The sequence below is a fragment of the Paraburkholderia fungorum genome, from assembly GCF_046026025.1.
Classification (GTDB): Bacteria; Pseudomonadota; Gammaproteobacteria; order Burkholderiales; family Burkholderiaceae; genus Paraburkholderia; species Paraburkholderia fungorum_E.
This window is the reverse complement of record NZ_JAQQFL010000003.1, coordinates 290,294-314,890: the sequence shown is the minus strand read 5'-3', so window position 1 is coordinate 314,890 and position 24,597 is coordinate 290,294. Positions and strand designations below refer to the sequence as shown.

The window sequence follows — 24,597 nt, the reverse complement described above, 5'->3', positions numbered from 1 at the left end:
TGATGTCAGAAACAGTAGGTTTAAATGATTTTTCTGGAATATATCATCCAGCAGGACGAGAGGCTGCATCGGGCGGCTTCGGCACTGGGGATGAACCATGGCAAACCACAGCATCAAAGGCAAAACCGTTGTCATTGCGGGCGGCGCGAAAAATCTCGGTGGATTGGTTGCACGTGATCTCGCCGCCCAGGGCGCCAAGGCGGTCGCGATCCATTACAACAGCGCGAGTTCGAAGGGCGCGGCGGACGAGACGCTTGCCGCGATCAGGTCGGCTGGCGCCATGGCAGTCGCATTCCAGGCCGATCTGACCTCGGCCGGCGCGGTCGAGAAGCTGTTTGCGGATGTCGTCGCTGCGGTTGGCCGCCCTGATATTGCAATCAATACGGTAGGCAAGGTATTGAAGAAGCCGTTCGTCGACATCACCGAAGCCGAATACGATGAAATGACGGCGGTGAATTCCAAGTCTGCGTTTTTCTTTCTCAAAGAGGCAGGCAAGCACGTCAACGACAATGGCAAGATCGTCACGCTCGTCACGTCGCTGCTTGGCGCATTCACGCCGTTTTATGCTGCCTATGCAGGCACCAAGGCGCCGGTCGAGCATTTCACACGCGCCGCTGCCAAGGAATTCGGCGCGCGTGGCATCTCCGTCACGGCCATCGGCCCAGGCCCCATGGACACGCCGTTCTTCTATCCCGCCGAAGGCGCGGACGCGGTGGCTTATCACAAGACCGCCGCGGCTCTCTCGCCGTTCTCCAAGACCGGTTTGACCGACATCGAGGATGTGGTGCCCTTCATCCGCCATCTGGTCAGCGACGGGTGGTGGATTACGGGGCAGACCATACTGATCAACGGCGGTTATACGACCCTGTAAGCGAGCGAACGGCCCCTCTCTTCTGATCGAGGAGAGGGGTTGGTTTTGCCGCAAGGGTTGGTTTCACTGCAAGCGCGGGTACAGGCACGCTGGATGTCATGCCCGGCAAGCATGTCGTTGATTGCCGGCTTCCACTTCACGCGATCTTCTGAACCCATTGGCTTCGCCAGGCCGGCGCTTCGAAGGGATCCGAAAAATATTGGGTCTCATGAACGACTTTGCCGTCGTGGAACTCCATGATGCTTACCGTGTAAGCCACGCGCCCCTGATAGGTGATGCTGTATTCCGTGACCCAGAGATTCCCCTCTCCTTGAATTCGCTTGACGTCGAAACCTGACGGCTTATCTGGATGATGACCCCGCAGTGCCTGCAAATTAGCCCGCCCAACGATTCGTTCACCTGATTGGGGATAGTCACAGATGGAGTCGTCGGCATAGATAGCGTGTTCCGCGTCGAGATCGCCGGCCGCCGACGCCTGCCAATGCGCATTCAGGGCTTCACGTACGGTTTCTTCGTGCATGGGGTGCCTCCGGATATCGTTCACATCTATCCATGTTTATTGCGGACGGCGAGGAATAAACCCGGGGCTGCCTGTCTTGACGACTTCGTTGAACCTCTGCCTCGTCTCAATCCGGTTAATCTCGTCGAATGCATCTGCCGGGAGTGCGGCGACATCGAAATTCTCGCGTGCGCGGACTGCGGTTTTAGGGGTGGTGAGCAACGCCCCGCCACGCTGGATCGCCCAGGCAAGCAGTACCTGCGCCGGCGTCCGTCCAATTCGCGCGGCGATCTGCAAGACGACTGGATCCTCGAGCGGCCCCGGCCGGATTCCGTGACCCAATGGCGCAAAAGCCAGGAACACGATGTCTTTCTCTTTGCAGAATTCCAGAAGTTCGGTTTCCGGAAGATACGGGTGGGCCTCGACCTGCACCACCGCCGGCTTGATTCGCGCCGCTTCATAAAGAGGCCGCAGTTCGTTCAGGCCGATGTCGGACAGTCCGATGGCCCGGCATCTTCCCTGGTCGACGAGCGCTTCCATCGCGCTCCACGTGTCCAGCAAAGTCACGCCTTTGTCGTAAATGACATCGCCGTTTTCATCGCGCGGGTCCTGCTCGTCTCCCGGTTGAAATGCAAACGGCGTGTGGATCAGATAGAGATCAAGATAGTCGAGCTTGAGCCTTTCAAGACTTGCTTCGAAGGCCGGCTCGACACGCTCGGGCCGATGATTGGAGTTCCACAATTTTGTGGTCATGAAGAGGTCTTCGCGCGCGATCCCTCCGGCAGCAAGCCCTATCCGCAGAGCCTCGCCCACTTCGCGTTCGTTCCGATATCGCTCGGCGCAATCGAAATGTCGATAGCCGGCTTCCAGCGCGGCGCCGGTCGCACTGGTCGTGGTCGCGGCATCGGGAATCAGCGTGCCGAATCCGAGCGCGGGCAGACGGCCGTCTCCATGATTAAGCGCGATCTTTTTGCTCCGGAAATCGGAAGACTCAATCATGGCGACATCTCCGCACTACTTCATGTTTTGCGACAAAGGATCGACGCTTGATCAAGTGTAGCAAACGAATGCGGGGCGGCAGCGGACAAAAGTCTATCCGTACCGCGCAACAAGTGCGTTCCACAATGCGTAGATTTCCCGCATACCAGGATCGTGATCGCTGGTCCACACGGCTGTTTGCACCAGTACAAGCTTCGAGCGTGGATCGACAATGATTCGTTGACCATCCATTCCTTGCAGCGCGAACATGCGGTGATCGCCCGGCAATATCCAGACCTGATACCCGTAGCCGAAAATCGGGTTGGCCTTACCTGGGGCAAGAAAGCTACCGGGCGACGCGACGGTCGTCGCCTGTAGCACCCAATCGCGCGGGACGATCTGCTTGCCGTTCCACTTGCCGTCGTACGCGAGCATCAGTCCAAGTCTCGCCCAATCACGCAACGTAGCGTTTACGCAGCAAAACGTAATGTCCTGCCCGGTCGAGTCGCTTCCCCATGAAGCATCCGACTCCATGCCCATCTTCTTCCAGATGCGCTCGCTCGCGTACTGCGCCACTGACATATGGGTTGCATGGCTCAAGACGAGACCAAGCACTTCCGTTTCGATACTTGCGTAACTGAAATGGGTGCCGGCTGCACGTTCGCGTTTATCGAAGCGCTTGACGGCTTCGATAGCGCCTGCGCCGTTCGGGCTGAAAAGATCGCGCCCCAGCTTGTCGCGATCATCGCCAGGATTGTCGTCTTCAAAGAAATGGACACCGGAAGACATATGCAGCAGGTCGCGAATCGAAGTTTGGCCGTAAGGATTGTCAGCCAACTCCGGCACATAGACATCCGCAAGATCGTCGATCGAGTGGATTGCCCCTTCTGATAGGGCGATACCGATCAGCATCCCGACGATGGTTTTCGCCATGGATTGCGACATGAACCGGTCGGTGTCTTTCCGGGCGTAGCGATAATGCTCGTAGAGGATGGTGTCGCCGCGCGCGATCAGCAAGCCGGTCACCGGGTTGCGATCGAGATAATCGTTGACGGTGCGATAGCCGGCGCCGTACGGGTACGTCAGCGTCAACTCGTGCTCAGAGGTCTTGAGTATGGACGGCGCACCGGCCCGGGCAATCGGATCGCCTGGATGGACTTCGTCGTAGTGCGTGTAATAGCCGACGAACTGCTTTTGTGTTCTCGCCTTGCCGGGTACGGGTAGCGGATAGTGGTCCGCGGCGCCGTAAGCGTCGGCAGCATATCCGGTGTCGGAGAAGACCGGGCCCGACTGCGCCACCACACATGACAACGCCAGAATGCAGCCTATGGCTACCTTAACGCTTTGCAGCATTGCACAGCTCCTTTCTCATTTGAGGGAGACAGGTGCCAGCTGCGACACCGGTTCTCACTAAACGGCTGAGCAATAATCTGGTTGACTCTCGTCGGTGCGCCCGTCGCGCCAGGTGCACGACTGTGCTGCCCGATTACGATTGAGCTTCGACGATGCTTCGATCGCGCTCCTGTCGATCATCGACCATACCGCTGCATATCAGCTTGCTCCAGCGTTAGCCGGCGCGAGTGCCAGATGCACCGGCTGATCTGCCCGCAGGGTGACGTTCATGACGGGATTCGGATGCGCCATTCCATCGGGAACCGACAGGGTAAAGCGCTGCAGGATCATGGCCGCGATGACCGTCATCTCAGCCATGGCCAGATGTTGCCCAAGGCAAACGCGTGGACCCGCGCCGAAAGGCAGATAGGCGCCGCGCGGAATTCGCGCTGCGTCGGCGGCAAAACGTTCGGGTCGAAAGGCCGCCGGCTCAGGGAACCACCGCGGGTCATGATGCAATAGTTGAACCGGCAGCATGAACAGCGTGCCGGCGGGGAATTGCCAATCACCCAAGGCGATCGGCCCCGACGCGCGACGGCTGATCAGAACGGGCGCAGCGGGGTAAAGGCGCAGCGTTTCCTCGATGGTTTGCGTCAGGTAACGCAGCAATGGCAGGGTGTCCGTCGTCGGCGTGCCGCCGCTCAGCGCTGTCTCGACTTCGTGACGCGCGGCGGCCTGGGCCGCCGGGTTCGACGCCATGCACCACGCCCACCAGATCAGCGTCCCCGCCGTGGTCTCGTGCCCGGCGAGGAAGGTCGTCATGCATTCGTCCCGCACCGCCGCCAACGGCCACGTCCGCGGATCGTCCCGATGCAATCGCAGAAGACGGGACAACAGGTCGTCGGGCCAGGCGTCTTCCGGTGAGCTCATGCGAGCCTGAAGATGGCGATCGATCAAACCCTTGAGCACCGCAAGGCTTTGTCGCTTGCCGCGTTTCCAGGGCACCCAGTCGGGCGAACTCGCGGGCCAATAGAACTCGGCATTGGCCGCCTCGCTGGTCGTGCGCATGGCCTTCTCAACGTCTCGCGCGTCCTCGCCGATTTCATCCGAGAACGTCATGCGCAAGATGACGTCCATGGTCAGGGATGTCAGCGCGCTTTCGATGGGCCAGTGGCGATCGCTAGCCGGCCACTGCGCGAGTGCGTTATCGGCCGCGGCGGCGATGGTCGAAACAAAAGTCTGCACGGCCTTCGGGGTGAAGCTCGGCTGCAGCGCGTGCCGCTTGTCGCGCCACGCGTCGCCCTCGGCGATCAGCACGCTGTGTCCGTGCAGTTGGGCAAAGACATGGGTGGCCCGCTCCCAGCGGCGCAGCGAATCGTGATGCGTCACCAGCAGCTCGCGCACGAGTTGCGGATCGGCGACCACGATCGCATGCTCCGGCCAGAGACGCAGATGCACCACGTCGCCAAACGCCTGCCGCCATTCGGCCAGCGCGCCGAGCAAATCGCGCGACATGCGGCGCAGAAATCCCCAGCCGGTCAGGGCCGCATGCGGCCCGGGCGGCCAGACGCCGAGTGGATGTCGTACAGGCGCGGGCTGCTGCGTGTCCGCGTGGAATGGGCAATGAGATGAAGGTCGGGTATCCATGCGCTGCATTGTCCATGCGGACGGAAAGCATGTCTTGAACGCAAACGACGCCGACAGACACGCACGCTATACTTTCCGGCCATGTCCGCCAATCCGATATCCACGCTGCCGCCGTGCCCCGCCCTGGCCGACCGGGCTCCCCGAGTGCTCGACGGCGGCGAGAGCCCTCGCTCACGGTTGTATCTCCCACCGCCTGCCTTGCAAGACGCGGTCGTGGCAATCGTCTGCCGGGACACGCGCGGCTTCGAGTTGAATGACGCGCAGCGTTTAAACCACTTTCCAGCGTCGCCGCTCGTTTGCCTGTCCTGGTACCGGGAGCTCGACGCGGGGCTCGTGGAAGCGACCCCCAATGGCCCGCTGTGGCGGCCGTTCGGTACAGCCGTCATCCTTTCGGGCAGTCAGTCCAGCCCGAGCGCAAGCTGGGCGCCGACAACCGGACACGGCGGCATGCTGTGCTTCACCGCAGACGCAGCTCAGGCATTACTGGGCGTCGATCTATCCGCCGTTCACGATCGTTTTCTTTCTGCTCCCGACCTGCTCGGCGATGCCTGGCGACCGTTCCTCGACGCATTGCTCAACGCCGACGATGACGCAGCCACGCTGGCGGCGCTGGAGCAGCATCTCGCGCCGCGCTGGCTGACGGTTCGCGGGCGCAGCTCCGCCATTGAATCGCTACGCCAGGCCGGCCGTCACTGGGTCGGGCGCCTCGCGAGGCAAGCCAGTGAATGGCGGCAAACGCATAGTCCGCGTCAGGTGGAGCGCCGCATCAAATCGTACAGTGGGCGATCGTTGCGTGAGTGGCAATCGCTTGTGAAAACAGAGGGCGTGTTCTTCGCTGCACGAGAGCAATACGAAGCAGGACAAGCATTCAATTGGGCCGCGCTTGCTCACGACGAGGGCTTTGCCGACCAGGCTCACCTTAGCCGTGCGGTGAAGCGCATCACGGGCTTCTCGCCGAGCGAGTTCGCACAACGCTTTATCGAAGACGAGTCGTTCTGGATGTACCGGTTATGGGTATGACCCGCGCCGATCTAGCCGGTCTACCGTGGCGGGATCGCCTCAAACAACCTGGTCAGTAATGCGAATATGAGCATCGGTGACGTGAAATCCGTGCTTCTCGATGTCGTCGAGACACTCACCCGAGTCAACACCTGGCGTCGGTTTATCCCGGCTCAGCTCCACCGATCTGAATGAAACCCACGGAGCGAACCTTGCCGGCAGATTCGCCGCCGTGGCGTCTGCCGTAAAACCGAACACGCGACCGGGTCCCCGAAAAATATGGACAAGCATTTCGCTCACTCCTGAGATGGATGAATACGTTGCGTGCGGCTGCGAATCGATCTGGTGCGAACTGCTTGCTGTCATTCGGCGACCGCCAGGACTCAGTCTTTGCCCCACCGCCAGCGCGGCGGCTCGCCCTTGAGCCAGCATATGGCCAGAAGGGCGGCACTCAATAGCACGACAACGAGCGCAAAAGTGACAGGCTCCCGATCCGGAGGGAAACGGTATGCATCCAGACACATCAGCGCAATGTACACGATCAACACGACCCATCCTTGCCAACGTGACGGGAAACCCCAACCCCAGCCGTAGCGTTTTGCGGGAAACCAGTACTTATGCTCAGATGACATTGGGTGATCCTGTAGCGCGGATGGTGGGAAAAATTCTGCACATCCCCGATTGTTGCACGTGAAGCGGCCTGCTTCCTTGACGGTTATTGCTGCTGCGTCTCTTAGGCGATTCACGTATCCTGTGAATCGAACAATCAGGCGGCCCTCAAAATGCGCGATCGGAAATCGACACGAGCAAGACCCGTAACCTGTTTCGCCAACAGACTGTGGAAACCGTTGCTTAAATTTGCGGCCCCTGTCTGCGCGTTCGCATGCACGGTCACAGCCGCTCTGCCGGCGTATTCGGGTGAACTGCTGCAAGTACCTGTACGAGAGTCTCAAACCCAGGCAGTCTTCATCGATAAGCCCGCCGGCGCACCGCCATGGATCATCCTGCTGTTTGCTGGAGATCAAGGCGCGGTCGGCCTCCATGAGGCCGGCCCCACGGCAATGCAAGCAAATTTCCTTATCCGGACCGCCGGCTATTGGACGTCCGTAGGCGATGCGAGTGTCATTGTCGACGCGCCTTCGGATCAATCATCCGGTATGAATGACGCGTTCCGTCTGAGCGACGCTCACGCTCAGGACTTACACGTCGTGGTCGCCGCGCTCAGGCAACGTTTTCCTGACGCAAAGATCGCGCTCGTAGGTACCAGCCGGGGCACGATTTCAGTTGGCAACCTGCTCAAACGGGAACCGCAACTGGCCGACGCGTATGTTCTGACCTCGCCCGTCACGATCGCCTCGCGTGGCGAGTCCGGGCTTTCAGGTATGCACTGGAACGTCGGTGCTACGCCGGTCCTGGTGGTGTCGAATGAAAACGACGGATGTCGCGTTTCACCATTTAGCGCGGCCCGCGCGCTCGCTGAGGACAACCGGCTGCAGTTCCTGGCCGTATCGAGCAGTGAGCACGGCGGGGCGCGCGCCAATGAATGCGGAGCGAAGTCGCCACATGGTTTTCTTGGCATCGAGGCGCAGGTGCTGTCCGCTGTCTCGCGATGGCTCCAGGATCCGGCTTCAGTCGCAGCCCTGCCGCACTAGCGGGCCAGCCCAGCTATCCGCTCTCCTGGACAAGATCCCATTACAATCCAGCACTTCGATCCGAACACAGTGATTTGCGCCATGAAACTCCTTCTTGCATCGACATTCGCGGCGGTCATCGCGACCGCAAGCGCGGCCGCGATAGCCCAAACATCCGGGAGCAGCGATACGCCCAAGATGCAGTGCGCTATTGGGTATGTCACCGGCATTGGTGGCGCCGCACAGAGCTTCAGCGAATATCTTGCGACCCCCGACAGAGACAGATATCGCTACCTTGCGGACAACCCGATCCAATGCAAGGTTTCCGACGAGGGCCGCGCATCGGGTTGTACCGGTGTCACAAATCTTCGGAATGAAAAGGTCAGCGTGTACGACGACGTCGACAACGCGACAATGGCCGTGGTCGCGCGCGTGGAACTCGACCACGGGACGTACCCGGTGATTATCGTTGTGCGAAAGCAGGATGTGCGCTGCGAGGAGTGAATGCTTCACGGCGCCAAGCGATGGTGATTTTGCCGGATCGTCTGGCTCGAGCGCTGGCAAATCCGGGCCACCCCGCAAGAGCCACGTACGCGCTACCTACGCGACAGGCCCCTGGATATCGAGCATCCTCAGCGCCAGCTCATTGAGGCGCTCCGCAATACTAGCCGGGGTCAGACGGCCGTCCGGTTTCATCCAGAGATAGCTGTAGAAATACATACCCAGCACGCCTTTCAGCACGATCGGGTCGTAGGGACGAAAAAGACCCACATCCGCACCATCGACCATCGCATCGCGCCACACTTTCTCGTACTTGCCGTGCAGCGCCAGGACTTCCGAGCGGCGCGGCTCCGTCAGCGACTGAATCTCGCGAAAACACACCGTCAGTTCGGCCTGATGTGAAGCGATCTTCAGGACGAGCTGTTTGCCGAGCATCCGCACCCGTTGCGCAGGGTCGGGCTCCGCGCGCGCGACTCGCTCCCCGAAATCCGCCAGGTCGGCGATGTATTCCTTCGAGATGTCGTAAAGCAGATCCTCTTTACTCTTGATGTGGTGATACAGCGCACCGCGGCCAAGTTGGACCGCATCGCCGAGTTCGCTGATGCCGATCGCGTGATAGCCGCGCTCCGCGAACAGACGTGCGGCGACTTGCAGGATGCGTTCGCGTTGCGACTGGCCAGCCGACCGTTCGACGGTATCCATGTTCTGTTCTCTCCTCCCCTTCTTCCATGCTTCCCGGCGCACGTTGCGCCTCTTTTGGGACTCACCATCCGCGTGAACCCAAGCTTCGAGCGTTGATTGTACCGGTCAGTCCATCGCCCTGTCAGCCCGCCTGAGCGCGGGCCAGAATCCCCACAAACCCAATAAAGGGCCGGGCAGCAGCAGCCATGCGGAATCGAGACCGAGGCGTTCGAACAGCGTAGTGGCGAGCGCAATCGATACCACGGTGAGCGCGAAACCGATCGAATTCTGAATGGCGAGCGCGCTGCCCACCCACTTGCGCGGACACGCTTTCGCCGAGAGCGCCGAAAACTGCGGCGAATCCGCAATGACCGCTGCGCCCCAGACGAGCAGCACGGTCAGCAGCGCGCCTGCGGGCAGCGTGCGCCAGCCGCACACGAACACCACGCTGCACAATCCGGACAACGCCAGCGCGCCTGCCGCCACACGGGCGCTGCCGATACGGCGCGAGAGCGCGCCGCCAAAAAGACAGCCCAGCGCGCCGCAGCCGATGATCAGAAACGACAATCCCGACACACCGCCCAGACGAAACTGCTGCGCGAGCGCTGCCTTCGCGACATACAGCGGCACGACAGTCCAGAACGCGTACAACTCCCACATGTGACCGAAATAGCCAAAGGCCGCAGCGCGAAACTGCGGCAGGCGAAACGCAGACAACACGCCCTGCCCACCGTCGCGCTTTTGCTCGCGCGTGGCCGCGGGCGTCTTCAGATGTGGCCCGTCGCCCAGGAGATGAATCAGCGCGGCGCCGCCCAGCGCGAGGATCGACGAAGCCAGAATAACCTCCTGCCACGGCAGGTTTGTACCGATGAGCCGCAGGCCATGCGGTAATGCCGTACCGAGCGTGAGCATGCCGACCAGTTGAGCGAGCGCAGCGCCCGCCCGTTCAGGTGCCCAACTCAGGATCAGTTTCATCCCCAACGGGTAGATCCCGGCGAGCGAAACCCCAACCAGAAAGCGAAAGATGCCCGCCGAAATCAACCCTGAGGAAAGCCAGGCGAACCCCGCATTGAACGCCGCGCCCGCGATCGCACTGCACACGAAAATCGTGCTTGCGCGAAACCGGTCCGCGCATCCTGTCAGCGACAGGGTCAGCGTGCCAAGGATAAAGCCAAGCTGCACCGCGCTCGTCAGCAGCCCGATGTCCGACGCACTGGCATGCCATGCGCGCATCAGATCGGCGGCGGCACTGTTAGCGCTGAACCATAGCGATGTGCCGAACAGCTGCGCGAGCGATATCGTCGCCACCGGCCCAAGCCATCGGATCAGCACATGATGAAGCGAGCGCCCGCTTGCTGGTTTTGAAAGATTCATTATTGATGTACGTACCCGCTGAAGCAAAGGATAGCGGCCCGCGCCCACGGGTCGCCGCTGCTGATTCGGCAGGCGTTGGTTGGCGCGTCGGGTGTCCGCTAGTTTTTCAGAAGCGGCGTCGTATACGTGGTCGCAGTGCCGCTGACGCAGACATCACCTTTCTGATTCCTGATCGATATCTCGATCGTGCAGATCGGCTTATCCTCGCGAACCGTCTTGAGCTCGACGCGCCCGGTGATCGTATCGCCAACATACACCGCTTTAGAAAATTTCATCTCCATGCCGAGAAAAACGGTACCCGGTCCCGGCAAGTCTTCGGCAACGAGCGCATTCAGAATGCCGGTCGTCACGCCGCCCTGCACGATCAATCCGCCGAACATCGACCCACGCGCCAGCGCTTCGTCGTAGTGCAGCGGATTACGATCGCCCGAAATCTCGGTGAACAGTTCAATGTCGCGCATGCTCATCGTCTTGTTGCGCTCCGCTATCGCACCCGCAGCGGGCATACCGCGAATCGTGCCGGTCCAACCATTCTTGTCACTCATTTCCGCTCCTCCTGTTCATTGAAAACCGGCGTTCTCGATCAACACCGCCAGACCTTGCCCGCCGCCTCCGCATAGCGAAGCGATGCCACGCCGCGCACCGCGCCGCCTGAGTTCCAGCGCCAGCGTGAGCAACAGGCGAAAACCGGATGCGCCGAGTGGGTGACCAATCGCAATAGCGCCACCGTTCACATTCACGACGTCCACTGACAAACCGAGGTCACGCGCGGACGCAATCGCCACCGACGCAAACGCCTCGTTGATCTCGTAGAGATCGATATCCGATACACGCAGATTCTGCTTTTGCAGCAGCATTCGGATCGCCGCCGCCGGCTTCAGATGCAAGGTCGCGTCCCGGCCGGCCACCCAGCCCCAGTCGACGATACGGGCCAGCGGTTGACTTCCTTGCCGCGCGACGACCGCTCCGCTGACCACGATCCCGGCGCTCGCACCATCGGACATCTGCGAGGCGTTGGCCGCGGTGATCGTGCCGTCCGGGGAAAACGCAGGCTTCAGCGCGGAAATCGCAGCTAGCGAAACATCGCCGCGAATGCCTTGATCCGACGACACGCGCACGCCATCGCACACTATCGGCACGAGTTCGTTTTCCTCGCGAAACGCGGCGCTCCTTGCCGCGCGCTGCTGTGACAGCATGGCCCATTCATCCTGTTCCTGCCGGCCAATACCGAGCGCGCGGTTGCACTGCTCAGATAAGTCGCCCATTGAAAGACCGGAGATCGCGCAACTCAGGCCATCGTTTTGCAAGGCACTGCGCAGCGGTGCATCAGGTGGATCGAATTCGCCCGGTGCCAGCCTTGCGGCGCGGGACATCGAATCGAATCCACCCACCAGGTACTGGTTTCCCTCTCCACCGCGTATCCGCCGTGTTGCGTCGCACACTGCTTCAAGACTCGCGAGACATACGCTGTTGAGCGTGAGTGCCGGTGTGGACGGATCGACGCCGGCGCGCACCGCCGCAATGCGCGCTGGATTCTGTCCGAGCCCGGCCTGCACGACCACGCCGAACAGCGCCGCATCGGGCCGCGCCGCGCAGGGATGCCGCGCGATCATTTCACCGATCACGTGCTGCCCGAGTTGCAACGAATCGAGCGCGGCCAATGCGCCGCGATACTTTCCAAACGGAGTGCGCCGGCCATCCAGCAGATAGGCTTGTCGCGCGTCGTGGCTCATGCCTGCCTGCTCCCTGCTGTCGATTCAATGGCTCCTGGCTGCAACCGGAAGAACGGCAGGATGTGCTTGCCAACCTGCGTACAACTCACATGCACGAACTGGCCGACCTTGACAGCCTCGGTGTCCGCACCGGTCATCTGACTCAGCATCGTGGGTCCTTCCCTGAGCTCGATCAGCGCAATCACATACGGCGCGGCCTCGGTCCACGCAAAGTGACCTGGCCGGTGAATGATTGAAAAGCTCTTGACGACGCCCTCCCCACTGGCGCGTCGCCATGTCGTCCGCTCGCTCCAGCAATGCGGACAGAAGGCACGCGGATAAAAGAAGTACTGCGTGCATGCATCACATTGCTGCAACGCCAGTTCGCCTTCACGCGCCGCTGCCCAGAACGGCGCACTGATGCGGGTTGTTGTGGGGCCGGGAACGACCAGGCCTTCATAGGATTCGATCACGAGTCGGCTCCCAGAACGAGTGCGGTGGCTTCACTGACGGTCGCGCCGTTGCCGGTGACGAGCGCAGTCTGCGCATTGGCAATCTGCCTCGCGCCTGCTTCGTGACGCAGCTGGCGGACCGCCTCGACGATATGTGTCATGCCGCCCGCCAGATCGGCCTGTCCGCAGCCAAGCTGGCCGCCGTGCGTGTTCAACGGAAAGTCGCCATCGTGGCCGAACGTGTGCCCGTCCATCCAGTGGCCGAACTGTCCGGGCGCGCAGAGGCCCGCGTCCTCGATTGTCAGCGCGACCATGATCGTGTAGCAATCGTAGAACGACAGCAGGCTCATCTCGGCGGCGCTCAGACCAGCACGTGCCAACGCATGTTGCATTGCGGGCTTCAATGGCCCCGAGGTCAGCGAAGGTGCCTGACTGATCGCACGATGCGTGAGTTTTTCGCCCGCGCCAAGCAGATGCACGGGGGGATGCTTCAGCGATTTCGCGCGTTCCGGACTGACCACCACCACCGCCGCGCCGCCTGCCACCGGCATGACGATCTCGAACAGATGCAACGGACTGGCGATCACCGGCGACGCCAGCACGTCCTCGATGCTAGCCGGCTGACCGTAAAAAATCGCATCGGGATTGAGCTGCGCATTCTGACGGGCGAGTGACGCAATGCGCGCGAACTGGCGCAGCGTCGAGCCGAATTCGGCCATGTGCCGCTGCATCGGCAACGCGTAAGAAATGTTGGCGCCAGACGCGCCGAACGGCACGTCGAACTCACGGATCGGATTGCGGTTCGGCGAGCGCGGCTGTTCCGCTTCGCGCACATTCGCGAGAACGCACACCACCGCGTCGCACATGCCAGCAGCAATCGCGGCCGCAGCACGCCATATCATGCCCGCACCACTGGCACCGCCCAGGTCCACCACGTTCGACATACGCGGCTGCAAACCGAGATATTCGGCAACCGTGGCCGGGACATGCTGCGGTGTTTCACCAACCTGCGGACCGACCAGCAGGCCGTCGATCGCGTCCTTATCCAAACCTGCATCGGCAACGGCGAGCCGTACTGCTTGCGCAATGAATTCGAGTGTCGTGGCGCCTTCCGTGCGCCGCACCGGTTTCAGCTCACCGATGCCGGCGATGGCGCCCATCGATCGACGGTTCATGCGTGCTCCTCGATACGCAGCGCGGCGTACTCGTCAAGACAATCAGGGTTGGCGAGCGAACCGAGGTTCTTCACCGGCTTACCGGCAACGATCGAACGCGCCGCCCCTTCAACCCGCTTGCCGTTGATCGTATAAGGCACGGCGCCCACCTGGTAAACATGCCGCGGTACATGACGTGGCGAGGCCTTCTGCCGTACTTCGCTGCGCAGTTTTGCGATGAAGGCCTCGTCCATCGTATGGCCTTCCTTCATCACCACACAAAGCACGACTTCTTCGTCACCAGGAATCGCGCGGCCGAACACGATACAGTCCTGAATCTCCGGCTGCGCCTCGACGACGCGATAGATTTCCGCCGTGCCGATCCGCACGCCACCGGGTTTGAGCGTCGTATCCGTGCGCCCGTAGATGATCACCGAGTCGCGCGCCGTCTGCTCGGCCAGATCGCCATGCGTCCAGATACCTGGGCGTGCTTCATAATAAGCCGAGTGGAAACGCGCGTCGCCATTCTCGCCCCAGAAGGTCAACGGCGCGCTCGGGAACGGCTCGGTGCAGACCAGATCGCCCTTGCGCCCGATCACCGACGCCCCGCGTTCATCGAGCACGTCGACCGCCATGCCGAGGCCCTTGCACGCAATTTCGCCGCGCCGTACCGGATGAAGCGGCGAGCCGAGCACGAAGCAGCCGATGATCTCCGTACCGCCCGAGATCGACGCAAACATCATGTCGTTGCTGACCGTCCGATAAAGCCAGTCGAACTGTTCCGCCGACACCGGCGCGCCGGCCGACAGTACGCTGCGCAGCGCGCTCAGGTCATGCGAGCGGCCCGGCTCGTAGTGCGCTTCGGCAAGCGAGGCAAGATAACGCGGACTGGTGCCGAAATGCGTGACCCCGGCTTTCTCGGCCACGCGCCACAACACGCCATTGTCGAGGCCGTCTTCCCGTTTGACGATCGGTGCACCGTCGTACAGCACCACGGCCGCGTGACTCGCCAGGCCCGAAATCACCCAGTGATACATCATCCAGGCCGTATTCGTGTACCAGCTCATCACGTCGCCGGGACGCACGTCGCAATGGAACATGTGCTCCTTGCGATGTTGCAGCAATACGCCACCCGTCGTATGCACGATGCCCTTCGGTAATCCAGTCGTACCCGAGGTGAACATCACATACAGCGGATGCGCGAACGGCACACGGTCGAACGTGAGCGTCGCGTCGGTGTCCTCGCACATGGCGTCCCAGGTCAGGCAGTCCACGCCGTGTGCCGCCAGCGGACCGGGTTCGTCGGCGATCACAACCAGATGCTCGAGACCGGCGAGGCCCTTCATCACCAGCGCCAGGTTCTCGTCGAGGGTGAAGCGCTTACCGTTGTAGACATACGAACGCGCGGCGATCAGCACTTTCGGATTGACCTGGCCCGCACGGTCGATGATGCCCGGCGCACCGAAGTCCGGTGAACAGGACGCCCACACTGCGCCAAGCGAAGCCGTAGCGAGCAAGGCGACCAGCGCATCGACGTTATTCGGCAAAATGCCCGCGACGCAATCGCCGCGCGCCACACCTAGCCGCTTCAAGCCGGACTGCGCCCGCGCAACGAGCGCGCGCAGCTCGCCCATCGTGACGCGTCGTAGGCCACCGTCTTCGCAGGCTTCGATCACGGCTAGACGCCGGTCGTCGCCACACAGCAGATTCTCGGCAAAATTGAGCGACGCCTGCGGATACCAGCGCGCGCCGAACATCTCGTTCTCGCCCGCGCGTTCAAGCGCGACCTCCCCGCGTTCGCCGATCACCCCGGTGAAGTCCCAAACCGCATTCCAGAAAGCGTCGAGCTCGCTGATTGACCAGCGATGCAGCGTGGCATAGTCGGCCGGATCGAAACCGTACGCGGTCGCGAAGCGCGCGAGGTTCGAGCCGGTCAGTTCGTCATGCCCTGGCTGCCAGAGCGGCGCGGTATCGCTGTTCATACGTCTCCAATGAATATCTGCGATGACTTGAATGGTGTGCACGGCCGCGATCGCGCCACGCTTTTTCGATCGAATATGGACCGACTGATCGGTACAATATGTCGCGTGAATCGTCGTGTCAAAAGATTTTGTGCCGGGGTTTACGACAACCTGTAAGACGACCTGCCGAATCGCCCGGCTCGCGACGCATACGCGTGAACCGGGCGACGCAAACGCGGATTGCTATGCCCCGGTGCGAGCGTGCGCCGTCACGTGGATCCTGCTGTACGCGGTGCTGTAAAGACACTTGTAGTACTCGAGCGGCAAATGGTCGCCCGTACGGCCAATCGACTCGATCGCGACCACCGCCTGACCGTCCGATAGTTTCAGCAGCGCCGCCTGCTCCGCGGTGGGAACGGCCGCCTCGAACCAGCGTTCCGAAAAATCGATGCGCAAACCGTAGCGCTCGGACATCACGTCATAGGCGGAGACGTTGTCGGCGATCAGCGCCTCGAGACCCGGCACGCGATGTCCGGCCAGTACGAGCCAGGACAGCGCGGTCGGCACGTCGTCGACCGAGTAAAGACGGTAAAGCCGCAGCACGTCAGCGCCCGGCGGCAGCGCGAGCACCTCGCGCTCGTGTTGCGTCGGCTTGTCGCGCGACATGGACAGCACGTGCGTCGTGACCCGGTGCCCTCGGCTGATTTCACCGAACAGGCTCTCGTTCATCGAAGCGAACTCCACGTCGGTTTTTCGTGGCGTGACGTAAATGCCCTGCCGCGGCACCTTGGTGATGAGTCCGGTTTTGACCATCGCGTCGAGCGCGAGCCGCACGATCGGCCGCGAGACACCTAGCAATTCGCACAGGTTCTGCTCCGACGGCACGCGTGCGTTCGGGCCGATGCCCGGATGGCCGATGGCGGCCTCGAGCGTGTTCTTGACCTGCACCCAGAGCGGCAACGGACTGTCGCGATCGAGTGCGTGCACTTCGCGCAACAAGTCGTGGAGATCGATGTTTTCAGAGGTAACTGACATAACTGACCAATATAGATTCGCTGCGATTATCCGGCATACGGAACAACCCTGAGCCCTGCAAAACCTGAAAAAAGCGTCTTGACTTTGCTCCGGTCACCGACCATTATTCTGGTTATAACCAGCTGGTACTAACCACGTCAAGCGCTGAATTCGATAAGCGCGGATTCATGGAGACACGCAATGCCCAAGCCTCGCTGCTTTTCCCGCTGTGGCGCCCTGCCGCGCCATCCGGCGCGAGTCCGCGTGGCGAGCGGCCGCTCTGCTACGTTCCCTTCGGTCCCGCTATACGCACTCCGCGCGCAGCCTTAACCCGTCTCAATCCAGTAGATCGATAGCTTCCCGCTGCCACCGCAGGTCCGGCATTGAAGTGTGAACTGTCGATCTAATCTGTACCGTTCGGTCGGTACAGATTCAGATGTGGTCATCGGGACACGAGACGCGTCGACATCGACACGAGGAGATCATGAGCAGCACGCAAGTTGAAGCCGGACAGGCCGGCCGCATTGAAAACCACGCTTCCGGCTACCGGAGCCGATTTGCGCTCGACGGGCAGATCGCGGTCGTGACAGGCGGGGCCAGTGGAATTGGTCTCGAATCCGCCCGCGCGTTGGCGCAATGCGGCGCACGCGTCGTCCTGCTCGATCGCGATACACAATCGTTGGACCACGCCCTTCAGACCTTGCGCGACGAACAACTCACGGCGTCGGCGCATCCCGTCGACGTCACCGACCCGTCCGCGCTGCAAAGCATTGCGGATCGGGTAGTCAGCGAGCACGGACAGGTCGACGTGCTGGTGAATAGCGCAGGCATTGCCCGCCTGAACGCGGCACTCGATACGCCGGATGAAGAATGGCGCCAGGTGATGGACATCAATGTGAATGGTCTTTTCTGGGCTTCCCGCGCGTTCGGCCGGCACATGGTCGCGCGCCGCTCGGGCAGCATCGTAAACCTCGGCTCCATGTCCGGAGTGATCGTCAACCGGCCGCAAACCGCGGCGTCCTATATGACCAGCAAGGGCGCCGTTCACATGCTGACCAAAGCACTGGCCACCGAGTGGGCGCGCGACAACGTCCGCGTGAACGCGCTGGCGCCCGGCTATATCGGCACGGAAATGACGCTTGCCATGCGCGCGCGCCCCGAACTCTTCGACGTCTGGATGGACATGACGCCCATGGCCCGCTGCGGCGAGCCGCACGAAGTGGCCTCGGCAGTCGTCTTTCTCGCGTCTCCCGCCTCTTCGTATATGACGGGTTCCATCGTCCCGGTAGACGGTGGCTACACCTCCTGGTAATTCCGGCTAACAGGCACACTCCATGAACAGCAACGACATCCAGAAGCGCCAGGCGATCATCGACGCGTGCCGCCGCATGAACGCACTAGGCATCAACCAGGGCACGTCGGGCAACATCAGCGTACGCGAAGACGAAGGCATGCTGATCACGCCGACCAGTATGCCCTACGAAACCATGACGCCCGAGGACATCGTATACATGACCCTGGACGGCGAATGCCAGGGCATCCGGCAGCCCTCGAGCGAATGGCGTTTCCATCTGGACATTCTGCTCGCGCGCCCCGACGTCAACGCGGTCGTGCACGCGCATCCGCCGTACAGCACGTCGCTGTCGATCCTCGAACAGCGCATTCCGCCGATCCACTATATGGTCGCCGTTGCGGGCGGCAGCGATATTCGTTGCGCTCCCTATGCAACGTTCGGCACAGACGAGCTCTCGGCCAACGCGGTCGCCGCGCTGCAGGACCGCAAGGCCTGTCTGCTCGCGCATCACGGCATGATCGCCACCGGCACGTCGCTCGACAAGGCGATGTGGCTGGCTGTCGAAGTGGAAACGCTCGCCCGCCAGTATCTGACCTGCCTGCAGATCGCCGAGCCGCCGTTGCTGTCGGAGCAGGAAATCGAGCGGGTCATTTCGAGGATGGCGAACTATGGCCATCAGGATTAGCTGTCGAAACAACGTGCCGCATCGCACGTCACACGTTAGAAAGAAGCTGTCAAACCCCGGCCTCGATCCGTTGTTAAGCAGGCCACAAGACAAGTTCACACAATCAGGAGACAGGCATGAAAACTATTAAGGCCGCCGCACGACGCACGCCGGGTGCCCTGCGCATTGCTTCATTCGCGACACTGCTCGCTCTTGCGTCCGGCTTGCTCGCTCAGGCAGCCCACGCGGAGCCGTCGCTCGCGGGCAAGCGCATTGGCGTATCCATTACGGGCACCGACCACTACTGGGACCTGATGGCGTTTCGCGGCGTGCAGGACGAGATCAAACGTCTGGGCGGCACGGCCATCGCGCTCGATGCCGGCCGTAAGGATCAGACGCAGATCGCACAACTGCAAACCCTGATCGCACAGAAGCCAGATGCGATCGTGGAGATTCTCGGCAACGTCAGCGTGCTGAATCCGTGGCTCGCGAAGATCCGCGCGGCGAACATTCCGCTCTTCACCGTCGACACCGCCACGCCCTATTCGCTGAACGTCACCACCTCGAACAACTATTCGCTGGGTTCGGAGGTCGCGCTGCAAATGGTCTCGGACATGGGTGGCAAGGGCAACGTACTGGTGTTCAACGGCTTCTACAGCGTGCCGGTCTGCAAAATCCGCTATGACCAGATGAAGTATGTGCTGAGCGCCTACCCCGATGTGAAGATCATCGAACCCGAGTTGCGCGACGTGATTCCGAACACCGTTCAAAGCGCGTACTCGAACGTCACGGACATGCTGACCAAGTATCCGGCGAAGGGCTCCATCAACGCGATCTGGGCCTGCTGGGACGTGCCGCAGATCGGCGCGACGCAGGCGGTTCAGGCGGCCAGGCGCAACGAGGTGCGCACCTACGCGATCGACGGCAGCCCGGATGTGATCAAGATGGTTGCCGATCCGAATTCGCCGGCGGGTGCGGTGGGCGCTCAACGGCCGTATGAAATCGGCCGCGCGTCGGCCATGAATGTCGCCAAATATCTGTCTGGGCAAAAGGTGCCGCCGTTCACGTTCGTACCGTCCGTTCTCGTCAGCAAGGAGAATGCAGCAACGACGTCCAAGCCGCTGCTCGACGACGCCGCCAAGGTCGGTGCGAAGTAAGCGCGGGAGTCCGCGCCGGACCTCTGTCATCTCATGCGCGCCGTTGTAGGGCGCAAACGCATTTGCGATGTCCGGCGCCGCCCTCGCGGCCACGCGATTTAAGGAGGAAGTATGCGCACAGGCGAACAGCGCATTGCCATTTCAATGAAAAACATTGGGAAACGGTTTGGCGCCGTGCAGGCGCTCGACGACGCGAATCTCGAAGTGGCGTGCGGAACGGTTCACGGTTTGGTGGGCCAGAACGGCGCCGGCAAGTCGACGATCATCAAGGTACTGGCCGGCATCGTCACGCCGGACAGCGGCACTATCGAGATCATGGGCGATCCGGTCGGCCGTCTGAGCCCGGCAAGTGTCGAACGGCTTGGGGTCCACTTCATCCACCAGGACCGCTTGCTGGTGCCCACGGCTACCATTGGCGAGGCCGTTTTCCTGTGCCATGAGCCACGTTCAGGCATCTTCATCAGCCGGCGTGCGATGGACCGCCGCGCCGCCGAATTGCTGAAGACGTACTTCGATCTGGAGCTCGATCCGGGCTTGCTCGTGCAGGATCTGACCACGGCCCAGCAAAAGATCGTTCAGATCACGCGCGCACTCGCCCAGCAAGCCCGCGTGTTGGTGCTCGACGAACCCACGGCCGCGCTCGTCAAACGAGAAGTGGACAGTCTCTTCACCGTGTTGCGCCGATTGCGCGATGACGGCATCGCGGTGATTTTCATCTCGCACTACATGCAGGAAATCGAATCACTGTGCGATACCGTCACCGTGATGCGCAACGGCACGGACGTCGGCGTCGTCTCGCCGAAACAGACCCCGATGGACGACATCATCTCGATGATGATCGCCCGGGACGTCGGCGAAATGTTCCCGCCGCGCGAGTGCGAGATTGGCGCACCCATGCTCGAGGTCGCGAACCTCACGCGTGACGGCAGCTTTTCCGGCATCAGCCTGAACGTGCGGCGCGGCGAGATCGTGGGCCTGACCGGTCTGCTCGGCTCTGGCGCGAAGGACATCGTGCAGTGCCTGTTCGGCCTGAAGCAACCGGATAGCGGCACGATCAGCGTGGCAGGCAAACCGGTCACCCTCGCCTCGCCGATGCAGGCTGTGAGCCACGGCATCGCCATGCTGCCCGAGGACCGCCGCGCACACGGCGTCGCGCTCGGCCTTTCGGTACGGGAGAACGTCAGTCTCGCCAGCCTCGGCCGCTACAGCCAGTTCGGTTTCATGCGGCGTGGCAGCGAACGCTCGATCGTCGCGGATCTGATCCGCGAACTGTCGATCAAAACGCCCGGCGGCGAAGCATTGGTGCGCAATCTGTCGGGCGGCAACCAGCAGAAAGTTGCGATCGCCAAGTGGCTGAGCTGCCAGTCCAAGGTCTATGTGCTGGACGAGCCCACCGTTGCCGTGGATGTCGCCGCGAAAGTCGAGATCTACACACTGCTGAACCGGCTCGCCAAAGAAGGTGCCGCCATCCTGATGCTGTCATCCGATCTACTTGAACTCTCCGATTTCTGCGACCGCGTGCTGGTGGTGTATCGCGGCGCGCTCGTCGGCGAATACAGCGGCGCGCGCCTCGATAGTGATCATCTGCTGGCGGCTTCGTCGGGTGCGCAGCTTAACGAAGGAGCCACCGTATGAGCGCCATTCACCGTCCTCTCGTACACGATCCGGCCGCCTCCGGCAGCGACGCCAGCACGGCGACGCCCCGTCGTGCGCGCCGCCGGTCGATCGGCGCATTCGCGATCCGCATTGGCGCGGTCGCGACGTTCGCCTTGATCCTGCTTTACTTCGCCCTGCTGGCACCGGGCTTTCTGATGCCCGGCAACCTGATCAACGTCGTCGAGCAGTCCGCGATTCTCGGTGTGATGGCGTTCGGCATGTCGGTCGTCATCATTGCGGGCGGCTCGAACGTGACCGAAGGCGGCATTGACCTCTCCATCGCCGCGAACATGGGGGTTTGCGCTGCCGTGTTCGCCAAGCTCCTGACGCTCGGTTATTCGGACGGCACCGCCGTGCTCGCGGTCATTGCGGTGGGCCTTGCGATCGGCGCGCTCAATGCCGTGGCGGTGGTATGGCTCGGCATCCTGCCCTTACTCGCCACGCTCGCGGTCATGAACATCGCGGCGGGCGTCGAACTGACGGTCACGCAGAACACCGTGCTGAGCGTGACGTCGCCGTTGATCACGGCAATCAGCACATGGTCGCTATTCGGCATTTCCGCGCTTGCGTGGATCCTCATCGCGGCATCGCTGTTCATGATCGCGCTCGTCCACTTTACGAGTTTCGGCTTGCGTCTCTACGCGGTGGGCGGACATCCGGAGGCAGCACGTGCCGCGGGTATCGGCGTGTCGCGCTACGTGATGTTCTCGTACCTGTTCAGTGGCCTGAGCGCGGCGATCGCCAGTGTCCTCATGGTCTCGCGGCTGAGTTCGAGTACCCCCGGGTCCGGCGACATGCTGCTGAGCGTGCTGGCCGCCGCGCTGCTCGGCACCGTATTCTCGCGCCGCTTCGTGCCGACCATCGGCGGCACGATCCTGAGCGTGCTGTTCATCGGCTGCCTCGCGAACGGCTTCCAGCTGCTCAACGTTTCGAGCTACTGGGTCAACGGGGTTCAGGGCGCGTTGATCCTGCTGGTGGTCGCCACGACCTCGTTCGCCCGCAAACCGGAGAGTGGTCAATGAGCACAACGCCTACCCCAGCGCACACCCCGTCCCGCCACGCGCAGCAAGTGCGCAGCCTGCTCGGCAATTACGCGCTGCTGTTCGTATTCATCGCGATCTGCAGCGTATTTTCGATTGTCACGCCGACGTTCCTCGACCCGGCAAACCTGTTCAACGTGCTCGTGAACAATGTCGTGCTGCTCGCGATCGTCGCGCTCGGCCTGACGCTTGTTGTGTCGTCCGGCGGCATCGACCTGTCGGTCGGCGTTGCCGTGGATCTGGCGAGCATGGTGTTCGTGATGCTGCTCGCGGCAGGCTACGGCAGCGTCGTCGGGGTCGCGGCGGGCTTGAGCGCGGCGGCCGTTGTCGGGCTGATCAATGCGGTGCTGATCACGCGTTTCAAGATCAGCCCGTTTCTCGCCACGCTCGGCATGCTGTTCATCGGCCAAAGCACACAACAACTCGCCACGGCAGGCGGCCAGCCGATCTACCTGATCACCGGCGAACCCGCGCACCAGTTCGATCAGATCGCGCGGTCGGTGTTGCTGCATATACCCACGCCGGTCTGGGTACTGCTCGCCTGCGCGATCGTCGTCTTTCTCGTTCTGCACCGTTCAGTGTTCGGACGGCAGATCGTCGCGCTCGGCGTGCAACCCGGCGTCGCGCGGTATTCGGGTATTCGTGTCGCGCGTCAGCTCTCATGGGTCTACGTGGCCTGCGCGCTGCTCGCGGGCATCACCGGCATCCTGCTGTCGGCCACCGTCAAATCGTACGTGCCGCTGTCCGGCAACGCGTTCCTGCTCGACGCAATCGGCGCGACATTCATTGGCACCACGCTGAGCCAGGAGCGCCGCCCGAGCGTGATCGGCACCCTGCTCGGCGTTCTGATGCTGGCCGCCATGAAGAACGGCTTGCTGCTGGTGGGATGGAACTTCTACTGGCAGCAGGTTGGAATCGGCATTCTGGTTTTCGTCGTGCTCGCGGCCAGTTTCGCGATGCGTCGCCGCTCACACTAAATATAAGAGGATAGACAGTGACCACTTTCGATGTCAGTTCAATCGGCTTTCACGTCCTCGACGTGCTCGGCCGCCCTGTCACCGCGATTCCACCTGGCGGCCGCGCGGCGTTCATCGACGAAATCTGCATGACGGTGGCCGGTACGGCCGGCGCCACGGCGGTTGCGTGCGCGATACTCGGCGTCAAGACACGCTCCGTGACCACCGTCGGCGACGACGACATGGGGGGCTTCCTCGTGTCGAAGATGCAGAACTACGGTGTCGAATGCTCGCTCGTCAAACGCACGTCGGCGGTGCAAACGTCCGCGACGATTCTGCCGGTGCGGCCCAATGGCGAGCGGCCCGCCCTTCACGTACCGGGCAGCGCGACCGTGTTCGAAGTCGCGCCAGGCGATCTCGACGCCGCGCTCGACGCACGCATCATTCATGTGGGCGGGACCGGCCTGCTGAAGGCGTTCGACGGCGAGCCGACCGTCGCGTTACTACGTCGTGCGAAGGAACTGGGGCGGATTACCACGTTCGATCTGATTCAGGCGAATCCGGAGACGATCGCGCTCGTCGAACCGTGCCTGCCCTACCTTGACTATTTTGTGCCGAGTATCGACGAAGCCTCTGAAATGGCCGGCACGACCAGCGTGCCCGCGGTTGCCGATTTCTTCCTCTCGCGCGGCGTCAAGACCTGCATCCTGACCTTGGGCGCGCATGGCGTCTACGTCGCGTCCGAACACGGCCGCGTGTTCCATCTGCCTGCGTTCGAGGTGCCCGTCTCCGATACGACGGGGTGCGGCGACAGCTTTACTGCGGGGATCATCGTTGGACTCATCAAAGGGTGGTCGCTCGAAGAATGCGCAAGATTCGCCTCGGCCGTCGCGGCCAAGGTTGCGATGGGACTCGGCTCGCAAGGCAAGCTCAAATCGTTCGACGACACGATGGCGGCCATGACGTCGCTGCCCGTGCGTCAGGACACGCCAATGGCAACTCACCAACTCTGATCGATAGAGAC

At 62.0% G+C, this 24,597-nt stretch carries 25 protein-coding genes; 11 read left to right on the top strand and 14 right to left on the bottom strand.

Annotated features, from left to right (window positions below; genetic code table 11):
• The first annotated feature begins 97 nt into the window (after positions 1 to 97).
• Positions 98 to 871, top strand: a complete 774-nt coding sequence (locus PQR67_RS05700; protein WP_408455635.1) for an SDR family oxidoreductase — start codon at positions 98 to 100, stop codon at positions 869 to 871.
• Between the two features lie 136 nt (positions 872 to 1,007).
• Here the strand turns inward: PQR67_RS05700 and PQR67_RS05695 are convergent, their stop codons facing one another.
• The 4 genes from PQR67_RS05695 to PQR67_RS05680 all read right to left on the bottom strand — a co-directional run bounded on the left by PQR67_RS05695 (position 1,008) and on the right by PQR67_RS05680 (position 5,327).
• On the bottom strand, positions 1,008 to 1,391 hold the full coding sequence (locus PQR67_RS05695) for a nuclear transport factor 2 family protein (protein ID WP_408455632.1): 384 nt from the start codon (positions 1,389 to 1,391) through the stop codon (positions 1,008 to 1,010).
• A gap of 36 nt (positions 1,392 to 1,427) precedes the next feature.
• Positions 1,428 to 2,369: an aldo/keto reductase gene (locus tag PQR67_RS05690; RefSeq protein ID WP_408455629.1), complete on the bottom strand. Its 942-nt coding sequence runs from the start codon at positions 2,367 to 2,369 to the stop codon at positions 1,428 to 1,430.
• A 93-nt stretch (positions 2,370 to 2,462) separates the two neighbouring features.
• The gene (locus PQR67_RS05685) at positions 2,463 to 3,701 is read right to left on the bottom strand and encodes a serine hydrolase domain-containing protein (protein WP_408455626.1); all 1,239 of its coding nucleotides are present in this window, start codon (positions 3,699 to 3,701) and stop codon (positions 2,463 to 2,465) included.
• A 198-nt stretch (positions 3,702 to 3,899) separates the two neighbouring features.
• Positions 3,900 to 5,327, bottom strand: a complete 1,428-nt coding sequence (locus tag PQR67_RS05680) for a cytochrome P450 (RefSeq protein WP_408455623.1) — start codon at positions 5,325 to 5,327, stop codon at positions 3,900 to 3,902.
• Between the two features lie 81 nt (positions 5,328 to 5,408).
• On the opposite strand from PQR67_RS05680, the gene PQR67_RS05675 reads away from it, so the two are divergent.
• Positions 5,409 to 6,347, top strand: a complete 939-nt coding sequence (locus PQR67_RS05675; RefSeq protein WP_408455620.1) for a helix-turn-helix domain-containing protein — start codon at positions 5,409 to 5,411, stop codon at positions 6,345 to 6,347.
• A gap of 39 nt (positions 6,348 to 6,386) precedes the next feature.
• On the opposite strand, the gene PQR67_RS05670 is transcribed toward PQR67_RS05675, so the two are convergent.
• The gene (locus PQR67_RS05670) at positions 6,387 to 6,617 is read right to left on the bottom strand and encodes a hypothetical protein (protein WP_408455617.1); all 231 of its coding nucleotides are present in this window, start codon (positions 6,615 to 6,617) and stop codon (positions 6,387 to 6,389) included.
• 92 nt (positions 6,618 to 6,709) lie between these two features.
• Positions 6,710 to 6,958, bottom strand: a complete 249-nt coding sequence (locus tag PQR67_RS05665; RefSeq protein ID WP_408455614.1) for a hypothetical protein — start codon at positions 6,956 to 6,958, stop codon at positions 6,710 to 6,712.
• Positions 6,959 to 7,108: 150 nt separating this feature from the next.
• Between PQR67_RS05665 and PQR67_RS05660 the strand changes: the two genes are divergently transcribed.
• Both PQR67_RS05660 and PQR67_RS05655 read left to right on the top strand, forming a co-directional pair.
• Positions 7,109 to 7,978 (top strand): alpha/beta hydrolase, encoded by an 870-nt coding sequence (locus PQR67_RS05660; RefSeq protein ID WP_408455612.1) that lies wholly within the window; start codon positions 7,109 to 7,111, stop codon positions 7,976 to 7,978.
• Positions 7,979 to 8,059: 81 nt separating this feature from the next.
• Positions 8,060 to 8,461 carry a hypothetical protein gene (locus PQR67_RS05655; protein WP_408455609.1) on the top strand — a complete coding sequence of 134 codons (402 nt, stop codon included), beginning with the start codon at positions 8,060 to 8,062 and terminating at the stop codon, positions 8,459 to 8,461.
• Positions 8,462 to 8,557: 96 nt separating this feature from the next.
• Here the strand turns inward: PQR67_RS05655 and PQR67_RS05650 are convergent, their stop codons facing one another.
• The 8 genes from PQR67_RS05650 to PQR67_RS05615 all read right to left on the bottom strand — a co-directional run bounded on the left by PQR67_RS05650 (position 8,558) and on the right by PQR67_RS05615 (position 16,827).
• Positions 8,558 to 9,160 (bottom strand): TetR/AcrR family transcriptional regulator, encoded by a 603-nt coding sequence (locus tag PQR67_RS05650; RefSeq protein ID WP_408455606.1) that lies wholly within the window; start codon positions 9,158 to 9,160, stop codon positions 8,558 to 8,560.
• 105 nt (positions 9,161 to 9,265) lie between these two features.
• Positions 9,266 to 10,513 (bottom strand): MFS transporter, encoded by a 1,248-nt coding sequence (locus PQR67_RS05645; RefSeq protein ID WP_408455603.1) that lies wholly within the window; start codon positions 10,511 to 10,513, stop codon positions 9,266 to 9,268.
• Between the two features lie 98 nt (positions 10,514 to 10,611).
• Positions 10,612 to 11,058, bottom strand: a complete 447-nt coding sequence (locus PQR67_RS05640; protein WP_408455601.1) for a MaoC family dehydratase — start codon at positions 11,056 to 11,058, stop codon at positions 10,612 to 10,614.
• A gap of 15 nt (positions 11,059 to 11,073) precedes the next feature.
• Complete coding sequence (locus PQR67_RS05635) at positions 11,074 to 12,246, bottom strand: thiolase family protein (RefSeq protein ID WP_408455598.1); 1,173 nt, start codon at positions 12,244 to 12,246, stop codon at positions 11,074 to 11,076.
• Entirely contained in the window at positions 12,243 to 12,698 is a 456-nt protein-coding gene (locus tag PQR67_RS05630; protein WP_408455596.1) for a Zn-ribbon domain-containing OB-fold protein, read from the bottom strand. The genes PQR67_RS05635 and PQR67_RS05630 overlap by 4 nt, the downstream gene beginning before the upstream one ends.
• A complete protein-coding gene (locus PQR67_RS05625) occupies positions 12,695 to 13,852 on the bottom strand; it encodes a thiolase family protein (protein ID WP_408455593.1) in 1,158 nt (385 codons plus the stop codon). The genes PQR67_RS05630 and PQR67_RS05625 overlap by 4 nt, the downstream gene beginning before the upstream one ends.
• Complete coding sequence (locus PQR67_RS05620) at positions 13,849 to 15,813, bottom strand: acetoacetate--CoA ligase (protein WP_408455591.1); 1,965 nt, start codon at positions 15,811 to 15,813, stop codon at positions 13,849 to 13,851. The genes PQR67_RS05625 and PQR67_RS05620 overlap by 4 nt, the downstream gene beginning before the upstream one ends.
• Before the next feature lie 222 nt (positions 15,814 to 16,035).
• Positions 16,036 to 16,827, bottom strand: coding sequence for a GntR family transcriptional regulator (locus tag PQR67_RS05615; RefSeq protein ID WP_408455588.1), 792 nt, complete (start codon positions 16,825 to 16,827; stop codon positions 16,036 to 16,038).
• A 463-nt stretch (positions 16,828 to 17,290) separates the two neighbouring features.
• Between PQR67_RS05615 and PQR67_RS05610 the strand changes: the two genes are divergently transcribed.
• From PQR67_RS05610 to PQR67_RS05580, 7 genes are all read left to right on the top strand, one after another.
• Positions 17,291 to 18,118 carry an SDR family NAD(P)-dependent oxidoreductase gene (locus tag PQR67_RS05610; RefSeq protein ID WP_408455585.1) on the top strand — a complete coding sequence of 276 codons (828 nt, stop codon included), beginning with the start codon at positions 17,291 to 17,293 and terminating at the stop codon, positions 18,116 to 18,118.
• Positions 18,119 to 18,140: 22 nt separating this feature from the next.
• Entirely contained in the window at positions 18,141 to 18,785 is a 645-nt protein-coding gene (locus PQR67_RS05605) for an L-fuculose-phosphate aldolase (protein ID WP_120345581.1), read from the top strand.
• Positions 18,786 to 18,901: 116 nt separating this feature from the next.
• Entirely contained in the window at positions 18,902 to 19,921 is a 1,020-nt protein-coding gene (locus PQR67_RS05600) for a sugar ABC transporter substrate-binding protein (RefSeq protein ID WP_408455583.1), read from the top strand.
• A gap of 111 nt (positions 19,922 to 20,032) precedes the next feature.
• On the top strand, positions 20,033 to 21,556 hold the full coding sequence (locus PQR67_RS05595) for a sugar ABC transporter ATP-binding protein (protein WP_408455580.1): 1,524 nt from the start codon (positions 20,033 to 20,035) through the stop codon (positions 21,554 to 21,556).
• Complete coding sequence (locus PQR67_RS05590; RefSeq protein WP_408455577.1) at positions 21,553 to 22,599, top strand: ABC transporter permease; 1,047 nt, start codon at positions 21,553 to 21,555, stop codon at positions 22,597 to 22,599. The genes PQR67_RS05595 and PQR67_RS05590 overlap by 4 nt, the downstream gene beginning before the upstream one ends.
• Positions 22,596 to 23,594: an ABC transporter permease gene (locus PQR67_RS05585; RefSeq protein WP_408455574.1), complete on the top strand. Its 999-nt coding sequence runs from the start codon at positions 22,596 to 22,598 to the stop codon at positions 23,592 to 23,594. The genes PQR67_RS05590 and PQR67_RS05585 overlap by 4 nt, the downstream gene beginning before the upstream one ends.
• Positions 23,595 to 23,611: 17 nt before the next feature.
• Positions 23,612 to 24,586 (top strand): carbohydrate kinase family protein, encoded by a 975-nt coding sequence (locus PQR67_RS05580; protein WP_408455571.1) that lies wholly within the window; start codon positions 23,612 to 23,614, stop codon positions 24,584 to 24,586.
• The last annotated feature ends 11 nt before the right edge of the window (positions 24,587 to 24,597 follow it).

Bases quoted from the DNA above. Each gene is read 5' to 3' on its own strand.
- PQR67_RS05700 (WP_408455635.1), top strand. From the start codon at position 98: ATGGCAAACCACAGCATCAAAGGCAAAACCGTTGTCATTGCGGGCGGC.
- PQR67_RS05695 (WP_408455632.1), bottom strand. From the start codon at position 1,391: ATGCACGAAGAAACCGTACGTGAAGCCCTGAATGCGCATTGGCAGGCG.
- PQR67_RS05690 (WP_408455629.1), bottom strand. From the start codon at position 2,369: ATGATTGAGTCTTCCGATTTCCGGAGCAAAAAGATCGCGCTTAATCAT.
- PQR67_RS05685 (WP_408455626.1), bottom strand. From the start codon at position 3,701: ATGCTGCAAAGCGTTAAGGTAGCCATAGGCTGCATTCTGGCGTTGTCA.
- PQR67_RS05680 (WP_408455623.1), bottom strand. From the start codon at position 5,327: ATGGATACCCGACCTTCATCTCATTGCCCATTCCACGCGGACACGCAG.
- PQR67_RS05675 (WP_408455620.1), top strand. From the start codon at position 5,409: ATGTCCGCCAATCCGATATCCACGCTGCCGCCGTGCCCCGCCCTGGCC.
- PQR67_RS05670 (WP_408455617.1), bottom strand. From the start codon at position 6,617: ATGCTTGTCCATATTTTTCGGGGACCCGGTCGCGTGTTCGGTTTTACG.
- PQR67_RS05665 (WP_408455614.1), bottom strand. From the start codon at position 6,958: ATGTCATCTGAGCATAAGTACTGGTTTCCCGCAAAACGCTACGGCTGG.
- PQR67_RS05660 (WP_408455612.1), top strand. From the start codon at position 7,109: ATGCGCGATCGGAAATCGACACGAGCAAGACCCGTAACCTGTTTCGCC.
- PQR67_RS05655 (WP_408455609.1), top strand. From the start codon at position 8,060: ATGAAACTCCTTCTTGCATCGACATTCGCGGCGGTCATCGCGACCGCA.
- PQR67_RS05650 (WP_408455606.1), bottom strand. From the start codon at position 9,160: ATGGATACCGTCGAACGGTCGGCTGGCCAGTCGCAACGCGAACGCATC.
- PQR67_RS05645 (WP_408455603.1), bottom strand. From the start codon at position 10,513: ATGAATCTTTCAAAACCAGCAAGCGGGCGCTCGCTTCATCATGTGCTG.
- PQR67_RS05640 (WP_408455601.1), bottom strand. From the start codon at position 11,058: ATGAGTGACAAGAATGGTTGGACCGGCACGATTCGCGGTATGCCCGCT.
- PQR67_RS05635 (WP_408455598.1), bottom strand. From the start codon at position 12,246: ATGAGCCACGACGCGCGACAAGCCTATCTGCTGGATGGCCGGCGCACT.
- PQR67_RS05625 (WP_408455593.1), bottom strand. From the start codon at position 13,852: ATGAACCGTCGATCGATGGGCGCCATCGCCGGCATCGGTGAGCTGAAA.
- PQR67_RS05620 (WP_408455591.1), bottom strand. From the start codon at position 15,813: ATGAACAGCGATACCGCGCCGCTCTGGCAGCCAGGGCATGACGAACTG.
- PQR67_RS05615 (WP_408455588.1), bottom strand. From the start codon at position 16,827: ATGTCAGTTACCTCTGAAAACATCGATCTCCACGACTTGTTGCGCGAA.
- PQR67_RS05610 (WP_408455585.1), top strand. From the start codon at position 17,291: ATGAGCAGCACGCAAGTTGAAGCCGGACAGGCCGGCCGCATTGAAAAC.
- PQR67_RS05605 (WP_120345581.1), top strand. From the start codon at position 18,141: ATGAACAGCAACGACATCCAGAAGCGCCAGGCGATCATCGACGCGTGC.
- PQR67_RS05600 (WP_408455583.1), top strand. From the start codon at position 18,902: ATGAAAACTATTAAGGCCGCCGCACGACGCACGCCGGGTGCCCTGCGC.
- PQR67_RS05595 (WP_408455580.1), top strand. From the start codon at position 20,033: ATGCGCACAGGCGAACAGCGCATTGCCATTTCAATGAAAAACATTGGG.
- PQR67_RS05590 (WP_408455577.1), top strand. From the start codon at position 21,553: ATGAGCGCCATTCACCGTCCTCTCGTACACGATCCGGCCGCCTCCGGC.
- PQR67_RS05585 (WP_408455574.1), top strand. From the start codon at position 22,596: ATGAGCACAACGCCTACCCCAGCGCACACCCCGTCCCGCCACGCGCAG.